The following is a 26772-nucleotide window of genomic DNA, read 5'->3' on the forward strand; positions in this document are numbered from 1 at the left end:
ATCAATTTCGCGCAAGCAGGATCAGGACCCCGAAACGCAGCCAGAGATTGATTCACCCACGCTTGCCATGAGTGCGGGATAGAAACCGGGACCCGGCTCGATTTTGGACCCCAGCGGATCAAGGATAGCTGATCCAACCTCGGTGCCATCAGTCAGAGATGCCACCAAATCGGCATTAAACTGCGGTTCCGAGAAGACACAGGACACGTTGCCATCGGCAATCAGGTCGCGCATTTCCGCAACCCTTGCCGGACCCGGATCCGCGGCTTCGCCATCAGCAATCGAGGCGACAACATCAAAGTCGAGCGACACCTCAAGGTACTGATAGGCGTCGTGGAAAACCATGTAGTTCTGCTCACCGAGGCCTTCGAGCGTCTCGTCGAGAGCCTCTTGGGCCGCTGCGATTTCGGCCACAGCTTCCTGAGCGTTGGCGGCATAGGTCGCGGCGTTCTCAGGGTCCATGATGGCGAGCTTCAGCGCGATAGCCTGTGTCCAGACAGCCGCGTTCCCGGGGTCCAGCCATGCATGCGGGTCGAATTCGCCGTGATGGTGGTGACCGTGGCCCGCGTGATCTTCGTGGTCTTCGTGATCATGGTCGTGATCATCGTCCTTCGCGGCCATTTCCTCATGCCCGTGGTCGTGGTCATGATCATCTTTGGCTGCCGTTTCTTCGTGATCATGATCATCGTCTTTCGCGGCCATTTCTTCGTGGTCATGGTCGTGATCGTCGTCTTTGGCCGCGGTTTCTTCATGGTCATGATCGTGATCGTCGTGATCATGATCATCGTGGTCGTCGTGATCATCGTGGTCATCATGACCGTCCATGACCGCGATTTCACGGAACGGCAGAACAGTCACACCTGGCACTTCCAACAACTCAATCGCTTCGGCATCCGGTGCCAAGGTCGGGACTGCATCCCCAAGCCAAGGTGTAAGTCCCTCGCCGATCCATACGACCAGATCAGCCTCGGACAGCGCCCGTGCCGAGGATGGCCGCATCGCATCGTCATGTGGCGACGCGCCGGGCTGGACGATGAATGTCGGCTCCGCCACACCATCCATCACCCGCGCCACAAGCCCGTGGACGGGAAGAATGTCGGTGACAACTTTGGGCGCTTCGGCGAACGCAGCCGTAGACCCGATTAACAAGGCAAATGTAAGTGTATGTTTCATGTCGCGCGTTATGTTATAACATACATGATCTTGGCAAGCCTCAAATGACTATGGTAAGCGGGCCCATGGCAACTTCTCACCACACGCATGACGCAAGCAGCATTGCAAAGGCCCTGACTGAGGTCGAAGCCTATTGCGCTGAGCAAAAACTCAAGCTCACTCCCGTGCGCCGCCGTGTGCTTGAAATCCTCCTGCAAGAGCATCGGGCCTTCGGTGCCTATGAGGTGCTTTCGCAGCTGCAGGCCGAAGGGCTTGGGTCGCAGCCCCCCATCGCCTATCGCGCGCTGGATTTTCTGGTGTCCAACGGCTTTGCGCATCGCGTCGAAAACCTGAACGGATTTGTCGCCTGTGTTCATCCCGGAGAGGATCACGCGCCAACACTCTTGGTCTGCCGCGACTGCAAATCGGTGTCCGAAGCTCCCGCCAGCCTTATGACCGATGCCTTGGGCCGCGTCGCGGCGGAGTCCGGATTTTCGGTCGACCCCTCCAGCGTTGAAGTGCAAGGCGTCTGTAGTGACTGTCAGGAGGCCACGAAGTGAGCCTCATTACGGCGAAGGGCACCGGCATTCGTCTTGGTGGCCGCACGATATTGTCCAATGTCGACTTCTCGATTGCACCCGGAGAAATCGTGACCATTGTCGGCCCGAACGGGTCCGGCAAATCGACCTTGTTGCGTGCCCTGTTGGGTGCCGTGGCGCCCTCATCGGGAACCGTGGTTCGCAAGCCAGGTTTACGGATCGGGTATGTCCCGCAAAAGCTGCATATCGATCCGTCGCTGCCCATGACCGTGCAAAGGTTTTTGAATCTGCCTGATCGTGTCAGCAAGAAACAAGTTCGTGCCGCTCTGGAACAGGCGGGCGTCCCCGAGATTGCTGACAGACAAATGACCAACCTCTCAGGTGGTCAGTTTCAACGGGTTCTTTTGGCCCGTGCGCTGCTGTGCAACCCTGACATCTTGGTCCTCGACGAAGCCACCCAAGGCCTTGATCAGCGCGGCTCGGCAGCATTCTACCAACAGATCGCCGAGGTCCGCGGGGCCATCGGCTGCGCGGTTCTTATGGTGTCGCATGAGTTGCACGTCGTGATGGCCGCGTCGGACCGCGTGGTCTGCATCAATGGTCATATCTGTTGCGAAGGCACGCCAGAGGTCGTGGCCACCGCTCCGGAATATCGCGCGCTCTTTGGCACGGGGACCCAAGGCGCTCTGGCGCTGTATCGGCATGACCACAACCACAGCCACGATCATGGTCATCACCACGACCACCATCACGAGGCCGCCGAATAAATGCTGGACGACTTTCTGGTGCGCGCCGCCCTTGCCGGTCTAGGCGTCATGATCGCTGCAGCCCCTTTGGGCTGTTTCGTGGTTTGGCGGCGCATGGCCTATTTCGGTGATGCTGTGTCCCACGCGGCCATCCTTGGCGTCGCGCTGTCCTTTGGGTTCCAGATTTCCATCTTTGCCGGTGTCCTGGTTATGGCGGTCGGCATGGCGCTTTTGCTCAACCTGCTCTCCAGCCGGGGCCACAGCTATGATGCAGCTCTGGGGGTGTTGGCGCATTCCGCCCTCGCTGCGGGCCTGGTCGCGGTGTCCCTGCTTGGGACCGTGCGGATCGATCTTATGGCCTTTCTATTCGGCGACATCCTTGCCGTGGATCGCGGCGAATTGGGTGTGATCTGGGCCGGAGGCGCTGTGGTTCTTGGGCTGATCCTGTCGCGATGGAACGCGCTCTTGACTGCCACATTGAACCCGGACCTTGCCCACGCCAGTGGCATTAACCCCAAACGCGCGGACCTCGTGATCACGCTGGCGCTCGCCATCACGATCGCAGTGGCGCTGAAGGTAGTCGGGGCGCTGTTGATCTCTGCATTGCTCATTATCCCCGCCGCGACAGCACGCGTGGCAGCGCGCACGCCGGAGGCCATGGCAATCATCGCAGCGGCTTTGGGTGCCGTTTCGGTTTTGGGCGGCCTATGGGTGTCCTTTCAACTCGACACGCCGACGGGTCCAACCATCGTCTGCGTTGCGGCTGGGCTTTTTGCTTTGGGCAACATTGCACAGGCGGTACGGGGCGCTGCCCGCTAGACCTGACCGACCTTGAGAGCGTCGCGCAGTGTTTGAATGTGGTGCGCAACAGCACCGCGTCCAAGCCGTCGTTCCGAGGCGTGTTTCGGATTGAGGCTCCAATAGTTGTTGTGCGTGACCCATCTACGTTTGTGCCCCGCCATGGGGCGGCCATTCGGGGAGACAGGCGGCAGAACAGGTTTGTCGACCGCACCGATCATGCGTGTCGTCGGTGTCTTTGAGCCAAAAATGTGGCGGACGGGACCGGATACCAGATCACCTTTCACTATCGCCTTTACCGGAGAATAAATGTTGGTCCACTTGGTCAGCGCAAACATGGCGCCATGATGCGGAATGCGGGGTGCGCCGGTGGGTTGATCCACGCCTTTATTGACCTTGATCCCTGGCCTGTAGAACGCACGCCAATCCTTTGATGTTCGGTCATATTCTAGAATTGGCGGGCATGTGGGAAACACCCGCCGCTCCATGTCATAATCCAGCGCCTTCGCATCACGAGCCAGCATGAATTCCGCATGCGTCAAGGGCGATCCCAAGGTGATAAAATCGCTGACACGCCATAGTCCGCCTTGGTCAAGATGCTCATGGCGAGCGGCATCAATCTTGCCGTGGAAGTCATTGGTATCCAACACTGTTTCTGGACCGGCCTTGGCATGCTCGGCTTGCAGCAACCTTTCCAAATCATCCCGTGCAGGCTGCGCCGGGTTTGCAGACAGGCCAGCCTCGTCGATGTGCCGGTTAATGCGTGCGAAAGTATGGCTAAGGATGTCATAGGCAACGATTGTCCCGAGCGAATGTGCAACCACACTGACCCGTTCAAACATCGGCTTGTCTTTATCATCCTTCGCCCGCAGGATTCGCTCCAGAAAATCAACGCCTTGTTGGCGTATCTTCTGTCGAGTTGCGACGTTGTTTGGCTTGGCCATGACATAGCGCGCAACGTCCCCGAACCGCGTCAGGACGAGTGCGTTCGCAACAACCGAAACAACGGCAGCGATAAGTCCCCAAACAAAAACAGACCACCCCAACCGCTCAATCCCGAATGCCTGATTGTAAAGCCCCACGATCATCGCGCCCAGCGCCGCCAGCGTTGCCGTCCATAGGATTACCCAGATGGTTTTGACCGGGGTCGGCACCTGATCGGGGCGACGCAACAACAGGTTGGCGACCCAAGGGATCACATCACTCCACTTGTTATGGGCCATGTGATGAGCCCAGTAGAATTCAAAGAAATCAACGCGCGTACCGGTTTGTGCGCTTTCCGTTGTGATCCGTCGCAACTCAAAAGAATTCGACATCTCGTCGGGCTTGCTCCACGAGCGATTTGGCACATTCACACGGGGGGTTTGACCGGTGAACGGATCTGGTCTCCCTGGATCGACAAGGTCGGGGTCCGAAGTCCATACGGCATCAACAAAGCCCCGTAGCGTCTGCATCGGGGTCTGTTCGCCCATGCCATGCACCAAAATAACCGCGTGCCGCGCCATAAATCCCCCATCGGCCTTTTCCGGCCAGATTTTTCAACCAATGGGGTAACGCTACGGCAGCGAACGGTTGAAAGCGAGTCTTTCGGAAATGGGGTTTGCGACAGGCGATTAAGTCCTGTGAAGCGCCACCCTTGGACAGGTCGGAAGACCCCGCGATCAAGCCGCGCTGCTGCTATGTCGACCGGCCTTGATCATGACGTCTGACAATGTCGCATAGGCCGCGCCCCACGCCTCTTCCTCTGCGGCTGTCAGGCCACCAGGAACCACTTCCTTCAGCGAATGCAACAAGGCGTGACCAACCGCCTCGAAATGCTCTGGCTTCGCACCATAGTGCGCATGGCGTGTGCCCAGCGCCTGCACCTCGGAAAGAAACGTCTCAGAGGTCCCCAACTGCGTCACAATCAGGTGCAACATGTCGGCCAGTTTGTCGAACTGCCCGGACATATCCTCTGGAAATAAGGCACGCGTCTTAGGGGCCTGACGAAAAAGCTCGGCGTAGAACGTCTTCACCAGATGCCGTCGAAACGGGAACACCCGACCAAAGCTCAGTGAGATCTGTTTGACCTGTTCTGGCGTCATGACCACCCTCCATATCCAGAGTTCGTGGTATCAGCGACAGGTTTCCAACCTGCTAATGTCTTATCCACGACCGGAGCCAAACAGATTTCAATTTCATCGGCCCCTATCGCAATATCGGGAAACTGTCGCGAATGCGGCGGTCGGCGTCCGCATCCAAATAGTCAGGGTTATGCGAGGCAAGGATGCTGTCCACCCGCGCGCTTGCGCGCGCCCATGCGTCCTGTCCACCGGCCACCTGCCATGTTCTGGGATCGTCACGGTCCCACAAAACTGGATAGTGGTAGTCCCTCTCCATCGCTGCATAGGTCTGAGCTGATCCGAGAAAATGCCCCTCTCCCAAAACCGCGTCGCGAATGGCCCGATAGCCCAAGGTCTCTTCCGTAACTTCGATCCCGCGCAAGGTGCGATAAACAGCGCCGAGCATATCGTTATCCAAAACAAACGCCTCGCAGCTTGCGCCCAAAAGCGCCGCTGTCATCCCAGAGCTTTCGTAAACCAAATTGCCGCCAGCTAGCCCCGCCGCCAACGCCGTAAGCGCCTTTTCGGCCCCATACTGCGCGTCCAAGGCTTTGGCATCTGACATCGACGCCGCCACACCGGATGGAAGGCCAAGCCAATTGGACAGTTGCGCTGACGCAGCATTCAAAACGGCGGTTTCCCCGCCTCCGCCCGAAAAAGCACCAGTGCGCAGATCAATCACCAAAGGCCAATTCGAAAACACCATGGGGTATCCAGGGTGGATCGCATGGACCATCACCAAGCTCGCGAGCGTCTCGGCAAGCGATTGCGCCAGAAAACCAGCCAGCGTCGCGGGTGCGGTTGCACCAGACTGCGCGGCAGTGATGCAGGAAATTGGGATGTTATGAGCGATACATCCATAGGTCACATCCACTGCGTCCTCGCCAAACCGCATCGGAGAAATCACTGGACTAATGTGGGTTTTCAGAAAGGGCCGCGCGCTGAATTTCCCGTCACCACCCGCCGCAATGTCCAGCATGCCCACAATCGGAGCGATGTGTTCAGCCAGCGTAAATGAAGTCGCCACCGGTTTGGTGGTGTTCTTCAACAGGGCATAGGCCGTGTTCACATCAAGTTCGAAGGGATCGGCCACATCGGTCGCAACGCAACACCGGGTGAACCAACTGACGTTTTCCAACGTGTCCTGAAGGCGCGTGAAATCGTGCAAATCGGCCAACGTCGATGGCCGGTACTCACCGGTAAAGCGATCCAGCGTCTGAACTGCGGCCCCCCCAGTGCCGAAATGCACAGCGTTGCCGCCAACCTCGATCGTGCGGTTTGGATCGCGACCGTGCAGAGGGAACCGCTTTGCTGCCTTGTCAATCGCCTCTTCGACCAACGCGCGTGGCATGCAGACACGGTCAGCTTTCTCATGCGCTCCTGCGGCGCAGAGGTCATCGCGCAACCGTTCTGGCACCTCGCCCATACCCAGATCAGCCAAAAGCCTGAGGGCCGTGTCGTAGATCGCCTGCAGGTCGGCATCAGAAAGCGGGCGGTATTGACCGCCAATTTGGCCCGGTGGGCACGGGTTTGGTGGCGGCGCGGCGCGTTGTTCGACCTTTTCGCGGCGACCACCAGAACGGCGGCGTTTGGTTTGAGCTGTCATGCCAGACCTCCTGTCCCACAGGAGGCTTGGTCACACACATCAATGCGCGTCTATTTGCGACCAATGCAAATGTTTAGCCAATCACCTGCGGAATCGTCACAAACGCTTCGCGCAGCGCGTCAGACCAACGCTGTGACAACGCCTGAAACCGTCCATTGTCGGTGCCGATCCGTTCCTCGGTTTCAAAGGCGTAGGTATCCTTGCGCAGAACTGAAATATCCAACGGCATCCCAACGGAGAGATTGGAGCGTAGGGTCGAGTCCATCGACAAGAGCGCTGCCGTCGTGGCGTCGGCCAGCGGCACCTCAGGGGTGATCACGCGATCAAGGATCGGTTTGCCGTATTTGTGCTCACCGATCTGGAAAAACGGGCTGTCATCTGTAGCCTCGATGAAGTTTCCGGCAGAGTAGACAAGGAACAGGCGCAAAGGCCCACCTGCCCGCTGACCGGCGCAGATGATGGTACTATCCGAGGCCTCCCCGCGCGCGGCGAGGCCGGGACCATATCTGTCCTGAACGATCCGCATCGCATCACCGACAATTTCGGCCACCCGGAACATCGAGGGCGCTGAATACAGCGTTTCCAATCCGTTTTCAGGTTTGTCGATGTTCTCTTGCAAAAGCGACATGACCGCTTGCGTGATCGCCAGATTGCCTGCTGTCATCAGCGTGATGGCCCGCTCACCCGGGACCGTCCACGTGAACATCTTCTTAAAGCGTGAGATATTGTCCAATCCGGCATTCGTGCGCGTATCGGATAGGCAAATCAGGCCCTCGTTCACCTTGATGGCAACACAATAAGTCACTGGCAGCTGCTCCTTGTATGCACGTTTGATCCACGCCCCCAGCGTGTGACCCGCGTGCTTTTCGTTTTTATGTATCAGATACGTCCGGCGCGATAATCGGACCAAAACCGAAATCCGAACCTATCGAGATAGCTAGGTTGTTGGAGCGTACAATCATGTCGGTCAAGTATTCATGAAGGCCAAAAGCGATAATCGCATCCACGTCAGTCTTGCGCAGATCATCCCGCAGACCCCGAACCTGAGTCAGGCTCTGATCGGAAAACGCCCCGCCTTCGTGCAAATGCTCAAGCTCACGCGCGGCCTCGTCCATACAAAACCGGAGCGACCGAGGCGAACTGGCATTCAACAGGAGAAAGTCGATGACCCGCCGGGACTCGACCGGTGCCTTGTACACCCATCGATAGGATGACCGAGCCCCTGCGGCGCGTAGCAAATTGTTCCACTGGATTTGATCGACGGAGGAGCCGATTGGATGATCCGCAGGCATCAGGACGTGGTATTTGACATCCGCAAGCCGTGCGGTCGCATCGGCTCGCTCAACAGATTGGCCAAGGCTCAGGAAACAAAAACGTTCATCGCGCAGCATTGTTGCCGAAACTGCGCCGCGAAACAGGGCGGTGAATTGCTGAACCTGACCGATGGTGTCGGCAACATGGCGGAGCTTGCAGGCTTTTTCCGGCAGGTCGCGCGTTTCACGCCAGGCCTCGTTCGCGGCGGTCCAGATACCGGCCGTGATCGACCCACGCTGCGCGCGCGCGTTGGCGCGGGCCTGAGCGAAACAAGCCTGAAGTGACGATGGATTGGCCGGGTCCATCACCAGATGGTGCATCGCCTGTGCGGCTGTCACCTGTTCGATATCTCCGGGATAAGTCGCCCGGCATCCCGCGGCGATCAGGATCGCGGTCCATTCATTTGTCCCGATGCCGGCCTTCCCAGCGAGGGTATCAAGCCGTCGTCCGGCTTCGAGCAAACGGGCCACATTGTCGGCACGTTCCATATAACGTCCCAGCCAGAACAGCCCTTCTGCAGTCCGGCTAAGCATCTGGCGTCTCCTGCAACACCCACGTGTCCTTAACGCCGCCGCCCTGTGACGAATTCACGACCAAAGAGCCTTCGCGCAAAGCCACCCGCGTCAGCCCGCCGGGTACCAGCTTGGGCTCGTCTCCGGTGATGACGAAGGGCCGCAAATCAACATGGCGCGGTGACAAACCGTCATCGGTCAGAACCGGCGCAGTCGACAGTTCTAGGGTCGGTTGGGCGATGTAGTTGGCTGGCGTCTTACGCAGCTTCTCGGCGAATTCACTGCGCTCTTCCGGCGTGGCTTTGGGGCCGATGAGCATACCGTAGCCACCTGACCCTTGCACTTCTTTCACGACAAGCGTGTCAATGTTTTCCAGCACATAGTCGAGCTCATCGGATTTGGCGCAGTTGTAGGTCGGCACGTTGTTCAGGATCGGCTCTTCCTTCAGATAGAACCGGATCATGTCAGGCACGTGGATATAGATCGCTTTGTCATCGGCGACCCCAGTGCCCGGCGCATTCACAATGGTGACGCCGCCATTGCGGTACACATCCATCAGCCCCCGCACGCCAAGTACGCTGTCTGGGTTAAAGACGTCCGGGTCGAGAAACGCGTCATCAATACGGCGGTAAATCACATCGACGCGTTCAGGCCCTCGAATGGTGCGCATCCAGACCTTGCCGTCCTCGCAATAAAGGTCCTGCCCTTCGACCAACTCGACCCCCATCCGGTCCGCGAGGAACGAATGCTCGTAGTAAGCAGAGTTGAAATATCCCGGCGTGAGAATGGCAAGGGTCGGTGGCCCGTCGCAATTTGGCGGGGCCAAAGCCGCCATCGCCTGCGCGAGCACCTCTGGATACTCTTCATTTGGGCGGATCGAGGCATCTGCAAATAGCTGCGGGAACATCTGCATCATGACTTCGCGGCTCTCTAGCATGTAGCTGACGCCAGAGGGCGTGCGGCAATTGTCTTCGAGCACGTAGAACTCTTCTGGACCCGTCCGCACCACATCCACACCGCAGATATGTGACCAGATATCGCCAGGCGGCCTTACACCGATCATTTCCTTTTCAAAGGCCGGATTACCCGTCACCAGCGTCTCGTCGATCAAGCCTTCCTTGATGATCTTCTGTTCGCCGTAGATGTCGGCAAGAAACGCGTTCAATGCGCGGCACCGCTGGATGCAGCCTGTCTCGACCACCTCCCATTCCTTGGCGGTAAAGATACGCGGCACCATGTCAAAGGGGATCAGCCGTTCGGGGTCACCGCCCTCGCCATAGACGGCAAAGGTGATACCGACCTTCCGGAACAAAGCCTCGGCCTCGGCTCGGCGTTGCAACAGTGTTTCGATGCCTTCTTCATCAATCCACCGCGCAATTTGTTCATATTCCGGACGTGTACCGTCGTCGCCTAGCATTTCGTTAAACATGCGCCTACCGTCGGTTAACACTCGGGCGAGCGCAAGGAAGAAGCGTGCTGCCACCGGCGAAACCCAATTTCCGCGCAAAGTGATCAATAAATGAGCATCCAAGTCGCCCTCAACCACCGCACGACCTATCGCTATGACCGCTTTGTCAGCCACGCGCCGCATATCATCCGTCTGCGTCCGGCGCCGCATACGCGCACCAAAGTCCTCAGCTACAGCCAGCGCATTGCGCCGGACGAGCATTTTCTGAATTGGCAACAGGACCCTTTCGCGAACTATCAGGCGCGTGTGGTGTTCCCCGAGAAATCGGATCACCTTGAGGTCGAAATTGATCTCATTGCGGAACTGGAGGCGATCAATCCCTTCGACTTCTTTCTTGAAGACAGCGCGCAAGAGGCGGATTTCACCTATGATGCGGCCCTAAGAGCCGATCTTGCACCCTACCTGACGGCCCCAAAAATGACACCGGCCTTCAAGGATTTCCTGGCTGGTGCCCCCGGACCCAAAGGATCGACCATCGACTGGGTCGTCGCCCTGAACCAGTATGTCGAACAGGCCGTGGGTTACGTTGTGCGCATGGAACCGGGCGTGCAAACGCCCGAAGAAACGCTGACCATCGGCAAAGGTTCGTGCCGCGACAGCGGATGGATGCTGGTGCAAATGTTTCGGCATTTCGGCTACGCAGCTCGGTTCGTTTCCGGCTATCTGATCCAACTGACCCCCGACATCAAAGCCATCGACGGACCCAGCGGACCAGACGCCGACTTTACCGATTTGCATGCATGGGCAGAAGTGTACCTGCCCGGTGCGGGTTGGATTGGACTGGATCCGACATCGGGCCTGTTCGCGGGTGAAGGTCATATTCCGTTGGCGGCGACCCCGGCCCCACGTTCGGCAGCGCCGATCTCGGGTGCGGTCGATCCCTGCGAGGTGCAATTTGACTTCGACATGTCCATTACCCGGTTCAAGGAACCGGTGCGCCAGACGAAACCGCTGAGCGACGCGCAATGGAGCGCCATTCAATCGGTCGGAGCCGCCATAGATGAACGTTTGGACAAAGGCGCTGTGCGCCTTACGGTGGGTGGCGAACCGACATTTGTGGCAGCCAACGACCGAGATGCCGACGAATGGACCGTTGACGCCGTTGGCCCAACCAAACGCAGCTATGCTGATCGTTTGATCCGGCGTCTGCGTGACCGCTTTGCCCCCGGCGGCGTGCTGCATTACGGACAGGGCAAATGGTATCCCGGCGAGCAATTGCCGCGCTGGTCATTTGAGCTTCACTGGCGCGGCGATGGCCTGCCGCTTTGGGATGACCCCGGCCTGATCGCCACGGAAGGGTCCGACCGCGTCGCGCCCGCCGCCGCGCGCAGGTTTATCGAAACACTCTGTGACCGGCTCGATATCCCTATTGATCACGCCATTCCAGCTTATGAAGACCCGGTCGAATTTGCTCTGCGCGAACAGAACCTGCCTGAAAACGCGACACCAGAAACAAATGAGATGGCGGACCCGGAACTGCGGCGTCGTCTGGTACGCGTTTTTGAGAAGGGTTTGCAGGACCCATCTGCCTTTGTCCTTCCGCTGCAACAGGCACAAAGCGAGGCCGTCCCCCCAACCTGGCTCAGCGAGATTTGGAAAACCCGGCGCGGTGCACTGTTCCTGATCCCCGGCGATAGCCCGGCCGGTCTGCGGCTCCCGCTTGAGGCGTTGCCGGTTTTGCCGGACGGGGTTGCGGCGGTACCGTTTACGCAAGACACCATGCCGAACCGCCCTCCGCTTCCACCGCGTTTTGGTGCCCCGCCCCGGTTCCAAACCACGCGGCACGATCCCGCAGAAAACGACGCCCCGATTGCAGTAACCACAGGCGGTGCCGTTCGAACCGCGCTTTCGGTGGAACCACGCAACGGCGTTCTCTGCGTTTTCCTGCCACCGATGCACAATGCAGAAGGTTACCTGTCGCTCCTGAATGCCGTGGAAGACACGGCACGCGCCTTGGGCCAACCGGTTCACGTCGAAGGGTATACGCCACCATCAGATGCGCGGTTGAATGTGATCAAGGTCACCCCTGATCCCGGCGTCATCGAAATCAACATCCACCCAGCCCACAGTTTTGCCGAGCAAGCCGCCGTCACCGAGGCGCTATATGAGGAAGCGCGCGCAATCGGCTTGGATACCTCGACCTTTCAGATAGATGGCCGCGTCGTGGGCTCTGGTGGCGGCAACCATATCGTGATGGGAGGCGAAACCCCGGCAGACAGCCCGTTTCTGCGGCGGCCTGATCTTTTGGGGTCGATTATCCGGTTTTGGCAAAATCATCCGTCGCTGAGCTATCTGTTCTCGGGCATGTTCGTGGGGCCAACGTCTCAGGCGCCTCGGTTGGACGAGGCGCGCCATGACAGTCTTTATGAGATGGAAATCGCGCTGGAGCAGATGACCCGACAGGCCGATTGCCCCCCGTGGCTGGTCGACCGACTGTTTCGCAACCTGCTGATCGACGTCACTGGCAACACGCACCGCGCAGAGATTTGCATCGACAAGCTCTATTCGCCGGATGGGCCTGCGGGTCGCTTGGGCCTGATCGAGTTTCGCGGGTTCGAGATGCCTCCGCATCCCCGTATGGCCGTCGCCCAGAACCTCGTGTTGCGCGCCCTCATCGCGCGATTCTGGGAAAAACCCTATGATGGACCGCTCATCCGTTGGGGCACCGAGCTGCATGACCGATATTTGTTGCCGCATTACCTGGCGCAGGATTTTGCCGCCGTGTTGGGCGACCTGTCGGGACATTTCAGGCTGAAGTTCGATCCTGAATGGTTTGATGCTCAATTGTCTTTCCGTTTCCCGCTGGCCGGGACCGTCGATGTGGCAGGGGCGCATCTGGAATTGCGCAACGCCATCGAACCTTGGCCCACCTTGGGTGAAGAAGGCGCAATCGGCGGGACCACGCGCTTTGTCGACAGTTCTATGGAACGTCTGCAACTTCGGATTACCGGCCTGCCGCAGGGCGTGGTGCCAACGGTAAATGGCGTCGAGATCCCGATGCACGGCACCGACCAAGGCCTGATTGCGGGGATCAAGTTCCGCGCCTGGTGGCCAGCGCACTGTTTGCATCCGACCATTCCCCCCCACGCCCCCCTGACCTTTGACCTTGTGGATCAAAAGACACGCCACTCGCTGGGCGGGTGTACCTATCACGTAGCCCATGAAGGTGGGCGCGCACATGAAACGCGGCCCATCAACGAACTAGAGGCGGAAGGTCGACGTTTGGCGCGCTTTACCCAGTTTCACACGCCGGGCGAAATCACGATCCGCCAAATTCCGCGCCAAGGAGAGTTCCCCCACACCCTTGATCTGCGACGCCTCTAGAGGCGCATTCCACGCGTAAGTCGACGGCTACCATAGCGGCCCAAACTTTTGGTAATGCAGCGCCTGCAAAACGATTGCGTTGGTGTTCAGTGTATAGATCTCATTGATCGTGCCGTCGGTCTCGTAGAGTCCGGCAGGAAACCCTTTGTCTGGGTCGGCAGTCGCCATCACGCGTTCGCGCGCCATCGCCGTGTAGTCTGATGGCATTAGAGCGTGCCAAGCAAAGCTGGCCTTGGTGCTTTGTGTGCGCAGATCATCGTGAAACGTGCCGTCCTCTGTCACCACGCCCCATGGCCGCCCGTTGGCAAACACCGAGGCGTAGAGGAAATGCGGGGCCTGATCGATGTGATCTTCGGAGACCATAGTGACGAGGCCGGTTTCCTGATGCCGCCTCTCCTGCGCGGACAGGATCGACCGAGCGAGCGTCGCGCTTTCGGCATCAAACCCGAATTCCAGCCCAATCAAGACGTAGGGTTCGCTGAGCACTGGCGTGATCGCTCCAAATGACCGCGCCCTGCGCAGATCGGTCGGCACTTGCTGTCCCTGAACTTCGGTCCAAGAAACGACCCGCTCTGCCGACGCCGCACGCAGGACATCCAGCCCCCAAAGCGCGGCGGCACGCGCCGCATATTGCTCATAGCCAATGCGCCCTTCCTGAACACGCACATATCCGCCATTTCCATCCAATTCGGACCCCCACAACTCGCCCTGCGCGGCCATCGCTGTCAGATCCCAACTGGTCAGGATCGCACGGATTTGTTGTCCGTGATGTGGATAGTGTTTCTCGACCACGCGGAGCGCCATCAGGAACCGCCCCATGTCCAAAGCGGACCACCCGATGCCGCCATCAACGTCCTGATTGCCATAGTTCACCATGGCCAGCGTCTGCGTGTTGTAGGCCTTGTTGGGCAGGCGCCCGTCAAAAAGGGGCAAGGATTCCAGAGCTTTCAGCAGTTTAGTGATGCGTGCTTCAAAGGCCTCTTCTGACACCAGCCCCAATCGAACGGCTGATACCAGCCCAAGCAGATACGACCCTTGGTCCCACATTGTCGTTGACGGATACCCATCGACCGAATTCACAAATCCCGTCTCGGGGTGCGTGTTCGCCGCGAGATATGTCCAAGCGGTTTGGGCGGCGATCATGTCCGCATGGCTGAATTCCTGGCTTGGCCCTGCAAGAGGCTCTTCACCGTCCAACGGGATCAGTGTCGAATTTTGGAACGAAAGCCGCGCCAGAGCATCATCGAAAAACAAGGCAAGGCTTGCCGACAAAAGAAGCCCGGCCACAAAGACAATCGGCCCACGCGGAACGGTCGCCGGTTTTGTATGAACAGTTTGCATTTATTCTCAGGCTCCTAGTGGTCTCGGCCCGGTCGCGACAGGAACCGTCTGATCAGGAACGGCATTGGATTGGCGGCTCTCAAAGCCGTTCGATGCCGGTCGCCACATGGCCGCCGCGACAGGCGCGGCCAAGGCCGTCGCGTTCCATGCCATCCAAGCGCAATTGACCACCAAAAGGGATGGCGTGTGCGCAACGGACCCGCCCCTGTGCGCCCAAAGCCCGTAGGCAGCAGCCAACGCCATCACGCCGAGCAGCAAGAGTTGCGGCAAGACAAAGCGCAAAGCGCCCGAGAAACCCGGTCTCTTTGGCGTTGGTCGAAAGCGAACCTTTTGCCCCAGCGCCGTCTGCACCATGGCGCGCAAGGTGATGGGCAACGTGGCCACCGATAAAATCCGCCCTTGGGTCCCATCCGCCCCGTTCGAAGCCGCGACCAAAGCAAGCTCATTCGCAATGAGGAACGGCACAAGGTGAGCAAAGAAAACAAGGGAATATGCATCGACCGGCGCCGTGCCGGTGAACAGCGCCCAGACCGGTGCCAGCAACAGGATGAGCAAGACAGGCGCCGAAAGATAGCTCCAGAACGTGGCTGCATAGTGAAGCTTGGTTCGCCACGGCATGCCCGGCTGGAACAGCGGGTTCGCATTCCAAAAGATATCCAGCGTTCCACCGGCGTATTTCAGCTTTTGCGAAGCCCAGGCATCCATGCTCCAGGGCGAAAGCATGCGCGCCTCGATCTGCGGATGAAACACCGATTTCCAGCCCATGCTGTGCATCCGGATTGAGGTAAAGATGTCCTCGGATACGTGAAACCGGAACGGCTGCATCGTTGAGGTTGCAGGCGACAGCCATCGCTGTTCGGACGGCGCGGTCAAAGAGACAGTTTGACGATCTGACACCTGATCCTCGAGCGCATGCGCAAAGATTGCGTCACGCCGATGGATCGACGCAGCGCCGCAGCAAAACGAGGCGCCGTTGCGATTGCGCCGCCGTTGGATCACATCAAAGAACATTGAACTGCCGCTCATGAACGGGTCGTCCCCCGGCCCCACACGCCCGGTCAGCCAGCGCAACACCGGTGCTATCCAACGCATCCATGACGGAAGCGCATCGGCCCAAGGTTTGGGTGTCGGGATGTCGTAAAACCAATGCGGGGTCTGCACCCACGCGACGTCTGGTTCACTGAAATAGCCAAGAGTATTCTTAAGAAACGATGGAAAAAGCCGCGTGTCGGCATCACACACAACCACGAACTCCCCATCCGTGCGCAGTAGCGCGTTTTTCAGGTTGCCGGCTTTGAAACCCACATTGTCGGACCGCGTGATGTATCCGACGCCATGACGCTGCGCGATAGTCTTCATGATATCGCGATCACCGTCATCGAGAATGTAGACGGTGACCTGCCAGTTTTCCGGCACCTGCACGGCCTTGGCCGCCAAAATGGACGGTTCCACAATCTGCGGGCTCTCATTGTAGGTTGTTACAAAGATGTCGACCGAGGCTCTGTCTGGTCCTGAACCCAAAGCCGCACTTGGCGGTTGGTGGGGGGTGTCCTGCTCAGCCCAAATGTCGTGAAAGAAAAGGAGCGTTCCCAAGAACATGGCCGTTTCCGCGCCCGCAACAAGCACCGAGAAAACCGGGGCACTCGCGTTCAAAGACGCCCCCCACCGCCATGACAGGTACCAAAAACCCAAGCCGATCGTCAGCCCCGCCAGCGTCTGCCAGATCATGGTCCGGGCAGCACCAAAGTGGGTCTGCTCCGGCGGCTGAACAAGTTCGAACTCGCGAAAGTAATCGTCGCGTATCTCCGGCGTGTCACCCTCAGAGGCCGCGCTTAATGAATCGTGCACTCGGGTCATCCTGCCTTTGCAATCTCGCTTGGCACACCATGCTGAGCACCGCCGTCGACACCCTCAAGCGGTGGCCCGGGCCGGGCGGCTTGCGTGGCGATCGGATGGTGAATGGCCCAGTCGTCGGATGCGATCATACTGTCCACCCACGCAGTCTTGGAGGCCGTGACCCCCGGCAAGAGCAAGCTGTTTGTCATATGCGCGCCGCTACAGGCGGCATTCGGCAACAACACGTTCACGCCTTTCAAACGGCTATTGCGTGTCACGCGTGCTCCGGCCCCAAGATAAAGCGGTCCGGATCGGTCAAGCCGGCGCGGCAGGCGGGTGTTGGCTTGCACCCAAAGCCCAGCCTCAATTTCTGTTGCAGCGGGATCCAACGTCGGAAAACGCCCGGCCATGGCGGCAGACCACGCGGCAAAATAGCTTTGGGGATGCATCACACTAAGCTGGTGGCCATACTGCGTGACACCCCTAACACTACATCCCATTCGCTCAAGCTCGCGCCAACAGTTGAAGCCAATGTCTTGACCAGCCATGTCGCGCAGCGCCTGACCGGCGTTTGGAGAGACAACGGCAATGGTCGGATCGCTCGTTGACTGAGCAAGGGACTTACCGATGGACTTAAGAGTCAGGGTTGTTACGTCACAACCTGACTGCTGGTGGGCATCAACAATTGCGGGCAAATCGCAGTCCAGCAAAGCATCGCCAAGCAAAACAACGGTCGTTTCGCGAAACCCGCCGAACTGTTTTGCATGTTGAACCAGCGGGTTCAGGTGCCCTTCCACGCTTGCATAAAACAGGTTCTGATGCTTGCGGCCGCCGTTTCCAAATCTTGCAGCGATCGAATGCACATCGGCTTCTGCCGCCAGGATCGAGACATGCCGGACCCCAAAACCCGCAGAAAAATTCAATCCGTGCTCAAGGACCGGTCGTCCCATGACATCAGACATGGCCGCCGTTCCGGAAGGGCTTATCGCGTTCATCGCCGATGCCTCAGGGCACAAAACCACCGCGGACACACCGGACAGACGGTGACGTCGAAAGGCCGGATGAGAAAGCGCGCGCTCAAGGCTCACAAAACTGCGCACGACGCGATCGGCCCCGACATCGGCCAACCTTTGCCGGACCGCAGGTTGACCACCATAAACTCCAAGAAACGCGTCCGGCAACGCCCGCGCCGCCAGCTCCAGCAGCGCTGCAATTTCGGACGCACGGATCCGACCCAAGGCAGAAATATCGATGAGGATCGCCGGATGACCTGAAGCCACCAGTGATCGTACAATATCTACCATGCCGGTGAATGCCGAACCGGGGAACCCGGCTTTGCTGACCTCAAGATTGGCGATGCTGCCAATCGGTGGCTTGACCGCAATCATACCGTGCTCCGCTTTTGGTGGACAGGAGGGTGGGCTGTATCGCGGTGACTGTCCCGTCTTGAAAAGGGCAACGGGCCAAGTCCGATGGTCCACGCCAAAGGTCTCGCACGTTCAAGAACGAGCACCAGCGCCAAGGTCGCTGAAATGCCGACGACGATCTTGATGAGAACCTGCTCAAGCGGCGCAAAGCCCTGATCACGCAGAGCGATCTCAATGAGGTCCAGAAAAATCGGATGGCACAGATAGATCCCGAAAGAGTATTTCGCGATACGGCTGATGGCGGCGGGCCACGTCCTGTGGGCCAAGACCATGCATCCGGAAAACAGCAATGCAGGAAACAGGAAATCCGCCCAATACCCAGCCGCGTATCCGTGCGGCCACGTCCCTGTATCCAGCGTCTTGATCATGGCAATGATCTTGATCGCGAATAAAAACATGCCGCTCAGACAGATCAGACCAAACCATTGGCCATTCTCAGGACGCGCGCCCCATCGGGTCCAGAGACCGACCAAGGCCCCTGCTGCAAGCCCATAGCCGGCATAGGTCACGATCTTGACGCTTCGCAGGGCATAGTCGAACCAAGGCGCGCCCATGTAGTTCGCCCATAGGAAACCGTCGATTTCACGTTTCACCACGAGGCAAACGAGGATCCCGAGGCCCAACCAGGGGTGCGCTTTGGCAAGCTTGAACACCGGGTAAAGCAGCAGCAGTCCAAAGAGCGTGGGAATGAAATGCATGTGGTATTTCGAGGTGCCAAGCAAAAGGAACGAAAGCCACGTCGACGGCTCTTGCAGCCCGGCGATAAGGTCTTCGAAATAGCCGAATTCCTGTGCCTTGATCAGGCTGTAGAAGGCGTAAAAAACGGTCCAGAACGCAAACGGCAGAAGTAACCTTCGCGCCTGTTCCATCATCGTCGCACCGTAACCGCGCGGTCGTCGCCCAAGCGCCAACAATAGCAGAAAGATCGAGATCATCAGGAAAAGCTCGGTCCGAGCGGTGTAAATGATCGTGCGTATGATCAACGGCCCCACACGGTCAGACACGTCCCATGCAGGAAAAGGCTGACCATTGGGATCGGCTGTAGCGTGAAGCGCAACCATGGAAACGCCCGCTGTCAACCGAAGCGCATCTAGCCAGACCAATCTGTTATTCGACACCTGAACATCCCCGTCACAACTTGGCCCTTTGGTGCGCCATGACGTCCAAACAAAGTCTAAACGGCGTTGAGAAAATCGGCTCGATTGGCAATTTTCCAATCTTTACCTGCTGTTAAGGGGTTCGTTGCTAGCAAGTACGCATGGAGGCGCGGATGGCAAGACTTACACGATTACTATGCGCAGGTGGGCTCGGAATGGCGTTTGCCACAGGCGCAGCATCGGCGTCAGACCCATGTCATGCCGCCGCGTGGGAACGCCCGGCTGGATGCCCGCGCAATGACAAGGTCGCCGCCCTCCCGGCGCAGGTGCGCCAGAACAACGTGTTCTTTTCTTCCGGCGGCAGCACGCTTGATACTGACGCTCAGCAGCAATTGATCCTCCTGGCGGCAGCGCTCGCCACAGATGCGTTCCTTGGATCCTGCATTCGGCTCGTTGGCCACGCCGACGCGATCGGTGATGCGGCAGTCAATGAAACAATCGCTCTCGAACGCGCAAATGCCGTCAAAGCCTACTTGCGCGAACAGGGACTTGGTCCTGCGGTGACACTTGAAACTGTCTCAATGGGAGAGATTGAACCGATGGCTGGCTTTGCGGACGATGATGCTTTGCAACGCCGTGTCGCCATTTGGGCACGTCCCTGCAACGTCCGCAATTGAACGCGGCCGAGGCGAATGCTCCAACGCGACCTATCCGGCCACCGGTAATTCGATTGTGCGCCCTTCAATGGCGGACTGTTGCGCAGCCAAGGCGATCTCGACCGCGCGCGCACCGTCGGTCAACGTCACCTCGACCTGCCCTTGTCCGCGCACGACGGCATTGAACCGCTCGTGTTGATAAAAGGTGGACCCGTTATGGTCCCCGGCCTCCAAAAGCGTTTCATCAACGGGGATATCACGCTCTGATGGATTTTTAGGCGATCGGGGCGAAAACAGCAGCTTGGGCACAGGCGCCGGGCCTAGCGCATCGGGCCAAAACCGCCCTGGCCCGGGCACGAGGCACTCGATTTTGCCATCGCGCCCGACGGCTGTGATTTCCTCTTGGTAGTGGCTGCCTTCTGCGAACATGCACAGGTCCAGCATGGCGCGTTTACCATTAGCAAAGTCGACAATAACGAACGCATTGTCCCAAATATCAGGCACCTCGCCCGCATAGCTTTCGCCGGTATGGTTCACGGCCTGCCCGCCCGAGGCCATGACGCGCACAGGTTCGGACTGCATCGCCAGACACATGATATCGAAGTGGTGACAGCATTTTTCGACCAAGGTGCCACCAGTATTGCGATTGAAACGGTTCCAGTTGCCAATTTTTGGCAGGAACGGAAACCGATGTTCCCGGATCGTCAGCATCTCGATCCCACCTGTCGCGGCCTCAACCTCATCCAAGAAGGCAGCAATGGGAGGCATGTACCGGTATTCCATCGCAACCCAGATCGGAGCTTGATACCGGTCGCGAAAGACCTTGATCCGTTCACCCTGCTCGGGGTTCGTGAAAAGCGGCTTTTCACAAAGGATCGGAAGATGCCGCAGGGTCGAGATTTCGAACAATTGATCGACATGCAGATGATTGGGGCTGACGATCACCAGCGCGTCCACGTCGTCGCCATCCAACAGGTCAGGCATGGATTGCGCCACCCGCGCCCCACCCGCACGGCGCGACGCCTCTTGGGCCAGTTCAGGCACCGGATCGAGAACCGCCGACACCTGGCCGTGCGGCAAAAGGCCGATGTTCTCGATGTGCTCCATACCCATCATGCCACATCCGACGATGCCGTAATTGACTGTATCCATACCGTTTTCTTTCTTGGTGTTATCGGTTTCGGGAAACGTAATGCGCACGTGAAGCGTCGAACCATGTCTGCGACACCTCTACGAGGCCAAGATCATCTGACCACCCTTTACGCGCCACATGGGCGCAGGGTGTACCCGGCGCGATATTCAGCAACGCCCCATCCCAATCAGGAACGTGGCCCAGCCCGACGCGGTCTTCGGTTCTGGCAATTGCCACACCCAAGTCGCGTTGAAATGTCAAATAGAGCGATTCCGAGAGGTCATGCGCTGTAAGCTCATGCGCGCCTTCGGCGTCCAGCCAGATTTCCTCAAGCGCAACCGGCTCTGCATCCAACAAACGAACCCGCCGAATGCGCAACACGTGGGAACAACCTGTTTCGGTCTTCAGGTCGTCCGGCCGCAGTAAGGATTGCGCCGAGAGTATTCGCGCCGTGGGTAGCCCCCCGCCTTCGGGCCGTTCCAGCCTGAAAAATGCATAGACCGAGGCCGCATCATCCTTGCGGCACACATAATTGCCGGACCCCTGCACGCGGTTCAGCATTCCCAGTTCGGTCATCCGGTCCAGCGCACGGCGCAGCGTCCCCACCGAGACATTCAAATCGGCGGCCATATCGCGTTCAGGCGGCAGCCGCGCGCCATCCGCCAGCCGCCCAGCCACGACCTCTCGGATCAGCAATTCGCTGATCTGCAGATGTTTTGGCAGGCTTCCGTGATGCTCCACGCCGCTTTGGTCCGTTTGCTGATCCAGAGTTGATCCGGGCGTGATCTTTAGATTGATACAGTATTGATGCAATCCCTTTTCGGTGTTACCGAGTCGGAAAGTTTCCGCTAACAAACGTGGCCGCCTATGACCGTTGTACCCGTGACATCCCCTGATCTGACCGGCGCAGAGGTGTCGTGGTTTTCGGCTTTGTGTTCGGATGACTATCAATTTCTGGGCGTCCCGGACGGCAACCTGCGGTCTAGCTGGGAGCACTGCCGCGACATCGCACTTGAGGCCGAGAAGCAGGGCTTTCGCAACATTCTTGCGCCTTCCTCTTATCAGGTGGGTCAGGACACGCTGAGCTTTGTTGCAGGCATGGCGCCGCTCACGTCCAAGATGAACTTCCTCGCCGCGATCCGCTGTGGTGAGATGCAGCCGATCATGTTGGCCCGCACCGTTGCTACGCTGGACCACATGCTGCAAGGGCGGCTGACACTGAACGTGATTTCATCGGATTTTCCCGGTGAAGTGGCCGAAAGCAGCTTTCGCTACCAACGCTCCCGCGAAGTCGTCGAAATCCTGAAGCAGGCATGGACGCAGGACGAGATCAACTATCAGGGTGAGGTCTATAATTTCGAGGGCCTGACGACCAACCCGGCGAAACCCTATCAGACCGGCGGACCGCTCCTTTACTTTGGCGGCTACTCGCCAGCCGCGCTGGAACTCTGCGGTCAGCACTGCGACGTCTATCTCATGTGGCCGGAGCCCAAGGAAAACCTCGCCCAGCGCATGAAAGACGTGAACGAGGTTGCAGAGCGTTACAACCGGACGCTCGATTACGGTCTGCGCGTTCACATGATCGTCCGCGACACCGAGGCCGAAGCCCGCGAATATGCCGACTACATCGTGAGCAAACTCGATGATGAATACGGCAAACTGATCCGCGACCGCGCGCATGACTCGATTTCACTCGGTGTCGCGCATCAGGCCAAGGCGCGCGAACTGGCCGACAAATTCGGCTATGTCGAACCGCATCTGTGGACCGGCGTCGGCCGGGCGCGGTCTGGCTGTGGCGCGGCACTGGTCGGATCAGCGGATCAAATCCTCACGCAGATTGAAGAGTACAAGAAGATGGGCATTCGCGCCTTCATCTTCTCAGGCTACCCTCATATCGACGAATGCAAGCATTTCGGGCGGCTGATTATGCCAGAGCTTGAAACCGTCAGCCTACCGCATGCTTACGGGCGTGTGCCAACATCAACACCCGCAACGCCACTTGGCGTAGGAGAACGCGTCTAATGGAACGGATCACTCTGTCCCCCGGCTTTGAAATGAGCCGTATCGTCTATGGCATGTGGCGTCTGGGTGATGACACCGACACCTCGCCTGCGCACGTTCAGGCGAAAATCGAAGCCTGCCTCGAGCAAGGCATCACCACGATGGATCAGGCCGACATCTATGGCGGGTATGAAGCCGAAGAGATTCTCGGGGCAGCGCTGAAAGCGGCCCCTGCCCTGAAGGACCAGATCGAGATCGTCACCAAATGCGACATCGTGGCCCCTGCGGGCCGCTACAGTGATGCCCGCGTGAAATACTACGACACGAGCCGCGCGCATATTATTGCTTCGGTCGATCACAGCCTGCGCCTGATGGATGTCGACACCATTGACCTGCTGCTCATCCACCGCCCTGACCCGATGATGGACGCGGCTGAGACGGGCGCTGCGTTGGACGAAGTTGTCGCGTCGGGCAAGGTCAAGAATGTCGGCGTATCGAACTTCAAACTGCACGACTGGAACCTTCTGCAATCGGCGATGGATACCGCTCTGGTCACAAACCAAATCGAAATCAGCCTCATGGCGCACGAAGCCTTCACCAATGGCGATGTTGCATACCTGCAGGAACGCGGGATCAAGCCGATGGCATGGAGCCCGCTGGGCGGAGGAAGCCTATTCAATGACGCAGGCATGATGGCGGCGCTGAAAAAGGTCGGCGATGCGCATGGCGTCGATGAAACAGCCGTTGCCGTCGCGTGGCTCTTGGCACACCCTGCACAAATCATGCCGGTGATGGGCACGAATAATCTCAGCCGGATCAAGACGTTTTCCGATGCAATGAAGGTCGAAATGGATCGCCAGACCTGGTTTGAGCTCTACACTCAGGCCCTGGGTGACGAGGTCCCCTAATATGGACGGAAGCGGGGGCCATTTCATGACACGGATCACACCGACAGCGGACCCAAAAGGGTTCCGCAACGCGCTCGGGCGGTTTGCGACAGGCGTAACTGTCGTGACTTGCCACGGCCCCGATGGACCGATCGGCATCACCGCCAACAGCTTTGCCAGCGTATCGCTCGATCCGCCGCTGGTTCTTTGGTCACCGGCCAAATCCAGCAGCCGCCACGATATCTTCGTCGGCGCCAAAAGCTTTGCGATCCACGTGATGTCAGACGATCAGGCAGACATCTGCACAGGCTTTGTCAAAAACTGGAGCGCCTTTGACGGTCTGGACTGGTCCACCAACGTAGATGGCACGCCGCTGATCAACGGCTGTCTGGCCCGTTTTGAATGCACACAAGAGGTCTGCCACGATGCAGGCGACCACACGATCATCATTGGCCGCGTCACCGCAGCCGAGATCGGATCAGGTAACCCGTTGATTTTCGCGTCCGGCCAATACGGACGCTTTACCCGGGGCTAAGGCCCCGACATAGTGCTGTTAAGAAGCCCGCGCATAAGGGCTCGGACAGTACGACTTGGGAGGGCGCCATGGCGCTATTGATGGGGGTACTCTGGCCCCTGCAACGCATCAATGATGTGTTGCTGGCCATTGGTCGTGTTGTGGCCATGTCGGCGCTGGCCGTCATGGTTCTATTTATCCTGTATCAGATCGTCATGCGCTACGTCTTCAACGCGGCCCCGAACTGGACCGAGGAAGGTGCTCGGTTCCTGATGCTTTGGATGACCGGCCTGATCGGGCCGCTGGCCTACCGTCAGGGCGGGTTTGTGGCAATCGACATGCTTGAACGCGCGATCCCCATGTTCTTGTCGAGGCTGCTGGTTCTGGTCCTGCTGATCTTGATCATGGGCGTGATCGCGCAATGCGTCTTGCTGGGCTGGGACAACGTCAACAGCTTTATCGGGCGAGGCAGCTCTGCGACCCTGCGTCTGCCGCTGGATTGGTTTGGCGGGACAGCAATGAAGTTCAAGAACTCATGGGCATTTGCCTCGCTTTTCGTCGGGTTCTGCCTGCTGGCACTGGTCAACATCGAACTGATCCTGCGCCAACTGATCACCATCATCGGGGGCGCTGATCGTCTCAAACCCCTCGCAGAAGCGGGGCCGATTGATTGATGTTGACAATCTCCGCCCCCCTGCTTCGTCGGCACCACGAAGCGCGCCACGCAGTCCCGGACTTGATCCGGGACCTCCAACTCGAGATCACTGAGGCCCCGGATCAAGTCCGGGGCTGCGGGAGGACCTACCCATGCTGATCTGGTTCCTCCCCGTCTTCCTGCTGCTCTTGATGATCGGCATGCCCGTCATCTTTGGTCTGCTTCTTGCACCCGGCGCGCTCTTGGTGCTGGACGGTCAAACGCGCGATCTCGCTGTGCTTTATCGCAACCTTTACAATGGGATGGACAGCTTTCCTCTGATGGCGCTGCCGTTCTTCATGCTCGCTGGCGAGATCATGAACCGGGGCGGTATCACCACCCGACTGGTCGAGTTCTCCCAAGCATTCATGGGCCACCTGCGCGGCGGTCTGGCACATGTGAACATTCTGTCGTCGATCCTGTTTGCGGGCCTTTCCGGCTCTGCGGTCGCGGATACTTCGGCGCTGGGTTCCACCCTGATCCCGGCGATGGAGAAAAACGGCTATTCCCGCAAATTTGCCGCCGCCGTTACGGCTGCATCCTCCGTCATCGGCCCGATCATTCCGCCCTCGGGCATTATGATCATCTATGCCTACGTGATGGGCGAAAGCGTCGCCGCTTTGTTCCTTGCCGGGATTGTACCCGGCATCCTTGTCGGCGTCGGCCTTATGGTCACCGTGCGCCTGATGGCGGACCGCTATGACCTGCCCAAAGCCGAACGCATCGTGCAAAGAGGCGCGTCGATCAGTACCACGGAATACTGGGTCAGCTTTGCGTTGATCCGCCTGAACCTTGGTGGGCTGATCTGGTGGATCGGGTCGTTTCTTCTTCCAGAAAACCCTGTCGCGAGTTGGGCGCTCTTCATTGTGGCGCTGCTCATCGCGCATGTCTTGCTGCTTCAATACCGCAAGGCGGTCGACAACGACTTCCGCACTGTCTGCAAAAAGGCTGTGGCCCCGCTTCAAACACCAATCATCATCCTCGGCGGCATCCTAGCCGGTGTGATGACGCCGACCGAGGCCTCGGCCATCGCAGTCGCCTACGCGGTTATCGTCAGCTTCTTTGTTCTGAAGTCTATGAAGCTCAAGGATCTCGGACCGATCTTGTCGCGCTCGGCCCTTGCGACCTCGGCAGTTCTGTTGCTGGTGGGCGCAGCCGTCAGCTTCAAGACAGTCGTCGCCCTCTCCGGCGCACCTCAAATTTTGGCGGAATTCATTCTAGCTCTTTCCGAGAACCCGTTGATCCTGCTTTTCCTGATCAACATCCTTCTGTTCATCGTCGGCATGTTCCTTGATGCGGGACCTGCGATCATCATCCTCGGGCCCATCCTTGGACCGATCTTCCTCGAACTTGGCGTTCATCCTGTCCACTTTGCGATCATCATGTCGGTCAACCTGACCGTGGGTCTTGCGACACCACCGATGGGACTGGTCCTCTTTGTCGCGTCTACCGTCAGCCGGGAAAAGGTCGAAACCATTGCCAAGGCGATCCTACCGTTTCTCGCCGTTGAAGTCGCGGTGATCTTCCTGATCACTTACTTCCCGTTCATCTCAATGACGATCCCGCGTCTGACGGGATTTGTGCAATGATCCGCAACACACCAATTCCGGGGAAAACCCGGGAAAG

23 protein-coding genes are annotated in these 26772 nt (G+C 58.6%); 10 read left to right on the plus strand and 13 right to left on the minus strand.

Translation table 11 applies throughout. The features are described from left to right. Window positions 1-21 precede the first annotated feature (21 nt). Complete coding sequence (locus FE702_RS05555; RefSeq protein ID WP_147125269.1) at window positions 22-1173, minus strand: zinc ABC transporter substrate-binding protein; 1152 nt, start codon at window positions 1171-1173, stop codon at window positions 22-24. 65 nt (window positions 1174-1238) lie between these two features. Here FE702_RS05555 and FE702_RS05560 point away from each other — a divergent pair, with 65 nt between their 5' ends. From FE702_RS05560 to FE702_RS05570, 3 genes are read left to right on the plus strand one after another with little or no spacing between them, the layout of a single operon-like run. Continuing rightward, the gene (locus tag FE702_RS05560; RefSeq protein WP_147125270.1) at window positions 1239-1712 is read left to right on the plus strand and encodes a Fur family transcriptional regulator; all 474 of its coding nucleotides are present in this window, start codon (window positions 1239-1241) and stop codon (window positions 1710-1712) included. Then, window positions 1709-2458, plus strand: a complete 750-nt coding sequence (locus FE702_RS05565; RefSeq protein ID WP_147125271.1) for an ATP-binding cassette domain-containing protein — start codon at window positions 1709-1711, stop codon at window positions 2456-2458. The genes FE702_RS05560 and FE702_RS05565 overlap by 4 nt, the downstream gene beginning before the upstream one ends. Continuing rightward, window positions 2459-3256: a metal ABC transporter permease gene (locus FE702_RS05570; protein WP_147125272.1), complete on the plus strand. Its 798-nt coding sequence runs from the start codon at window positions 2459-2461 to the stop codon at window positions 3254-3256. Here FE702_RS05570 and FE702_RS05575 read toward each other — a convergent pair. The 6 genes from FE702_RS05575 to FE702_RS05600 form a co-directional block, all read right to left on the minus strand. Next, entirely contained in the window at window positions 3253-4740 is a 1488-nt protein-coding gene (locus tag FE702_RS05575) for an alpha/beta hydrolase (RefSeq protein WP_147125273.1), read from the minus strand. The two genes, FE702_RS05570 and FE702_RS05575, sit on opposite strands and share 4 nt — an antisense overlap. Window positions 4741-4896: 156 nt before the next feature. Beyond that, the gene (locus FE702_RS05580) at window positions 4897-5319 is read right to left on the minus strand and encodes a globin domain-containing protein (protein ID WP_147125274.1); all 423 of its coding nucleotides are present in this window, start codon (window positions 5317-5319) and stop codon (window positions 4897-4899) included. Window positions 5320-5422: 103 nt separating this feature from the next. Continuing rightward, window positions 5423-6943, minus strand: coding sequence for a trimethylamine methyltransferase family protein (locus FE702_RS05585; RefSeq protein WP_147125275.1), 1521 nt, complete (start codon window positions 6941-6943; stop codon window positions 5423-5425). A 73-nt stretch (window positions 6944-7016) separates the two neighbouring features. Then, window positions 7017-7748, minus strand: coding sequence for a proteasome-type protease (locus tag FE702_RS05590; protein WP_147125276.1), 732 nt, complete (start codon window positions 7746-7748; stop codon window positions 7017-7019). Window positions 7749-7815: 67 nt separating this feature from the next. Further along, window positions 7816-8790, minus strand: a complete 975-nt coding sequence (locus FE702_RS05595; RefSeq protein WP_147125277.1) for an alpha-E domain-containing protein — start codon at window positions 8788-8790, stop codon at window positions 7816-7818. Continuing rightward, window positions 8783-10198, minus strand: a complete 1416-nt coding sequence (locus tag FE702_RS05600) for a circularly permuted type 2 ATP-grasp protein (protein WP_147125278.1) — start codon at window positions 10196-10198, stop codon at window positions 8783-8785. The genes FE702_RS05595 and FE702_RS05600 overlap by 8 nt, the downstream gene beginning before the upstream one ends. 90 nt (window positions 10199-10288) lie before the next feature. Here FE702_RS05600 and FE702_RS05605 point away from each other — a divergent pair, with 90 nt between their 5' ends. After that, entirely contained in the window at window positions 10289-13561 is a 3273-nt protein-coding gene (locus tag FE702_RS05605) for a transglutaminase family protein (RefSeq protein WP_147125279.1), read from the plus strand. 27 nt (window positions 13562-13588) lie between these two features. On the opposite strand, the gene FE702_RS05610 is transcribed toward FE702_RS05605, so the two are convergent. Genes FE702_RS05610 through FE702_RS05625 form a run of 4 tightly spaced genes read right to left on the minus strand, consistent with a single transcriptional unit; the run spans window position 13589 to window position 19283 of the window. Then, window positions 13589-14902, minus strand: a complete 1314-nt coding sequence (locus tag FE702_RS05610; RefSeq protein ID WP_147125280.1) for a DUF3131 domain-containing protein — start codon at window positions 14900-14902, stop codon at window positions 13589-13591. 6 nt (window positions 14903-14908) lie between these two features. Further along, window positions 14909-16750, minus strand: coding sequence for a glycosyltransferase family 2 protein (locus FE702_RS05615; protein ID WP_186826993.1), 1842 nt, complete (start codon window positions 16748-16750; stop codon window positions 14909-14911). 5 nt (window positions 16751-16755) lie between these two features. After that, window positions 16756-18126, minus strand: a complete 1371-nt coding sequence (locus tag FE702_RS05620; protein WP_147125282.1) for a glycosyltransferase family protein — start codon at window positions 18124-18126, stop codon at window positions 16756-16758. After that, a complete protein-coding gene (locus FE702_RS05625; protein ID WP_255449594.1) occupies window positions 18123-19283 on the minus strand; it encodes an acyltransferase in 1161 nt (386 codons plus the stop codon). Before FE702_RS05625 ends, FE702_RS05620 begins: the two co-directional genes overlap by 4 nt. A gap of 194 nt (window positions 19284-19477) precedes the next feature. On the opposite strand from FE702_RS05625, the gene FE702_RS05630 reads away from it, so the two are divergent. Next, the gene (locus tag FE702_RS05630) at window positions 19478-19939 is read left to right on the plus strand and encodes an OmpA family protein (protein ID WP_186826994.1); all 462 of its coding nucleotides are present in this window, start codon (window positions 19478-19480) and stop codon (window positions 19937-19939) included. 30 nt (window positions 19940-19969) lie between these two features. Here FE702_RS05630 and FE702_RS05635 read toward each other — a convergent pair whose 3' ends face one another. Together FE702_RS05635 and FE702_RS05640 are read right to left on the minus strand one after the other, a co-directional pair. Further along, window positions 19970-21070, minus strand: a complete 1101-nt coding sequence (locus FE702_RS05635) for a Gfo/Idh/MocA family protein (protein WP_147125285.1) — start codon at window positions 21068-21070, stop codon at window positions 19970-19972. 19 nt (window positions 21071-21089) lie between these two features. Next, window positions 21090-21791: a GntR family transcriptional regulator gene (locus FE702_RS05640; protein ID WP_147126135.1), complete on the minus strand. Its 702-nt coding sequence runs from the start codon at window positions 21789-21791 to the stop codon at window positions 21090-21092. 126 nt (window positions 21792-21917) lie between these two features. On the opposite strand from FE702_RS05640, the gene FE702_RS05645 reads away from it, so the two are divergent. The 5 genes from FE702_RS05645 (at window position 21918) to FE702_RS05665 (ending at window position 26735) form a co-directional block, all read left to right on the plus strand. Continuing rightward, the gene (locus FE702_RS05645) at window positions 21918-23072 is read left to right on the plus strand and encodes an LLM class flavin-dependent oxidoreductase (RefSeq protein ID WP_147125286.1); all 1155 of its coding nucleotides are present in this window, start codon (window positions 21918-21920) and stop codon (window positions 23070-23072) included. After that, the gene (locus FE702_RS05650) at window positions 23072-23959 is read left to right on the plus strand and encodes an aldo/keto reductase (RefSeq protein WP_147125287.1); all 888 of its coding nucleotides are present in this window, start codon (window positions 23072-23074) and stop codon (window positions 23957-23959) included. Before FE702_RS05645 ends, FE702_RS05650 begins: the two co-directional genes overlap by 1 nt. Before the next feature lie 25 nt (window positions 23960-23984). Continuing rightward, window positions 23985-24473, plus strand: coding sequence for a flavin reductase family protein (locus FE702_RS05655; RefSeq protein WP_147125288.1), 489 nt, complete (start codon window positions 23985-23987; stop codon window positions 24471-24473). A gap of 68 nt (window positions 24474-24541) precedes the next feature. After that, window positions 24542-25126 carry a TRAP transporter small permease gene (locus FE702_RS05660; protein ID WP_147125289.1) on the plus strand — a complete coding sequence of 195 codons (585 nt, stop codon included), beginning with the start codon at window positions 24542-24544 and terminating at the stop codon, window positions 25124-25126. A gap of 133 nt (window positions 25127-25259) precedes the next feature. Beyond that, the gene (locus FE702_RS05665; protein WP_147125290.1) at window positions 25260-26735 is read left to right on the plus strand and encodes a TRAP transporter large permease; all 1476 of its coding nucleotides are present in this window, start codon (window positions 25260-25262) and stop codon (window positions 26733-26735) included. The last annotated feature ends 37 nt before the right edge of the window (window positions 26736-26772 follow it).

This window comes from Shimia ponticola (genome assembly GCF_007995215.1).
GTDB lineage: Bacteria > Pseudomonadota > Alphaproteobacteria > Rhodobacterales > Rhodobacteraceae > Shimia_B > Shimia_B ponticola.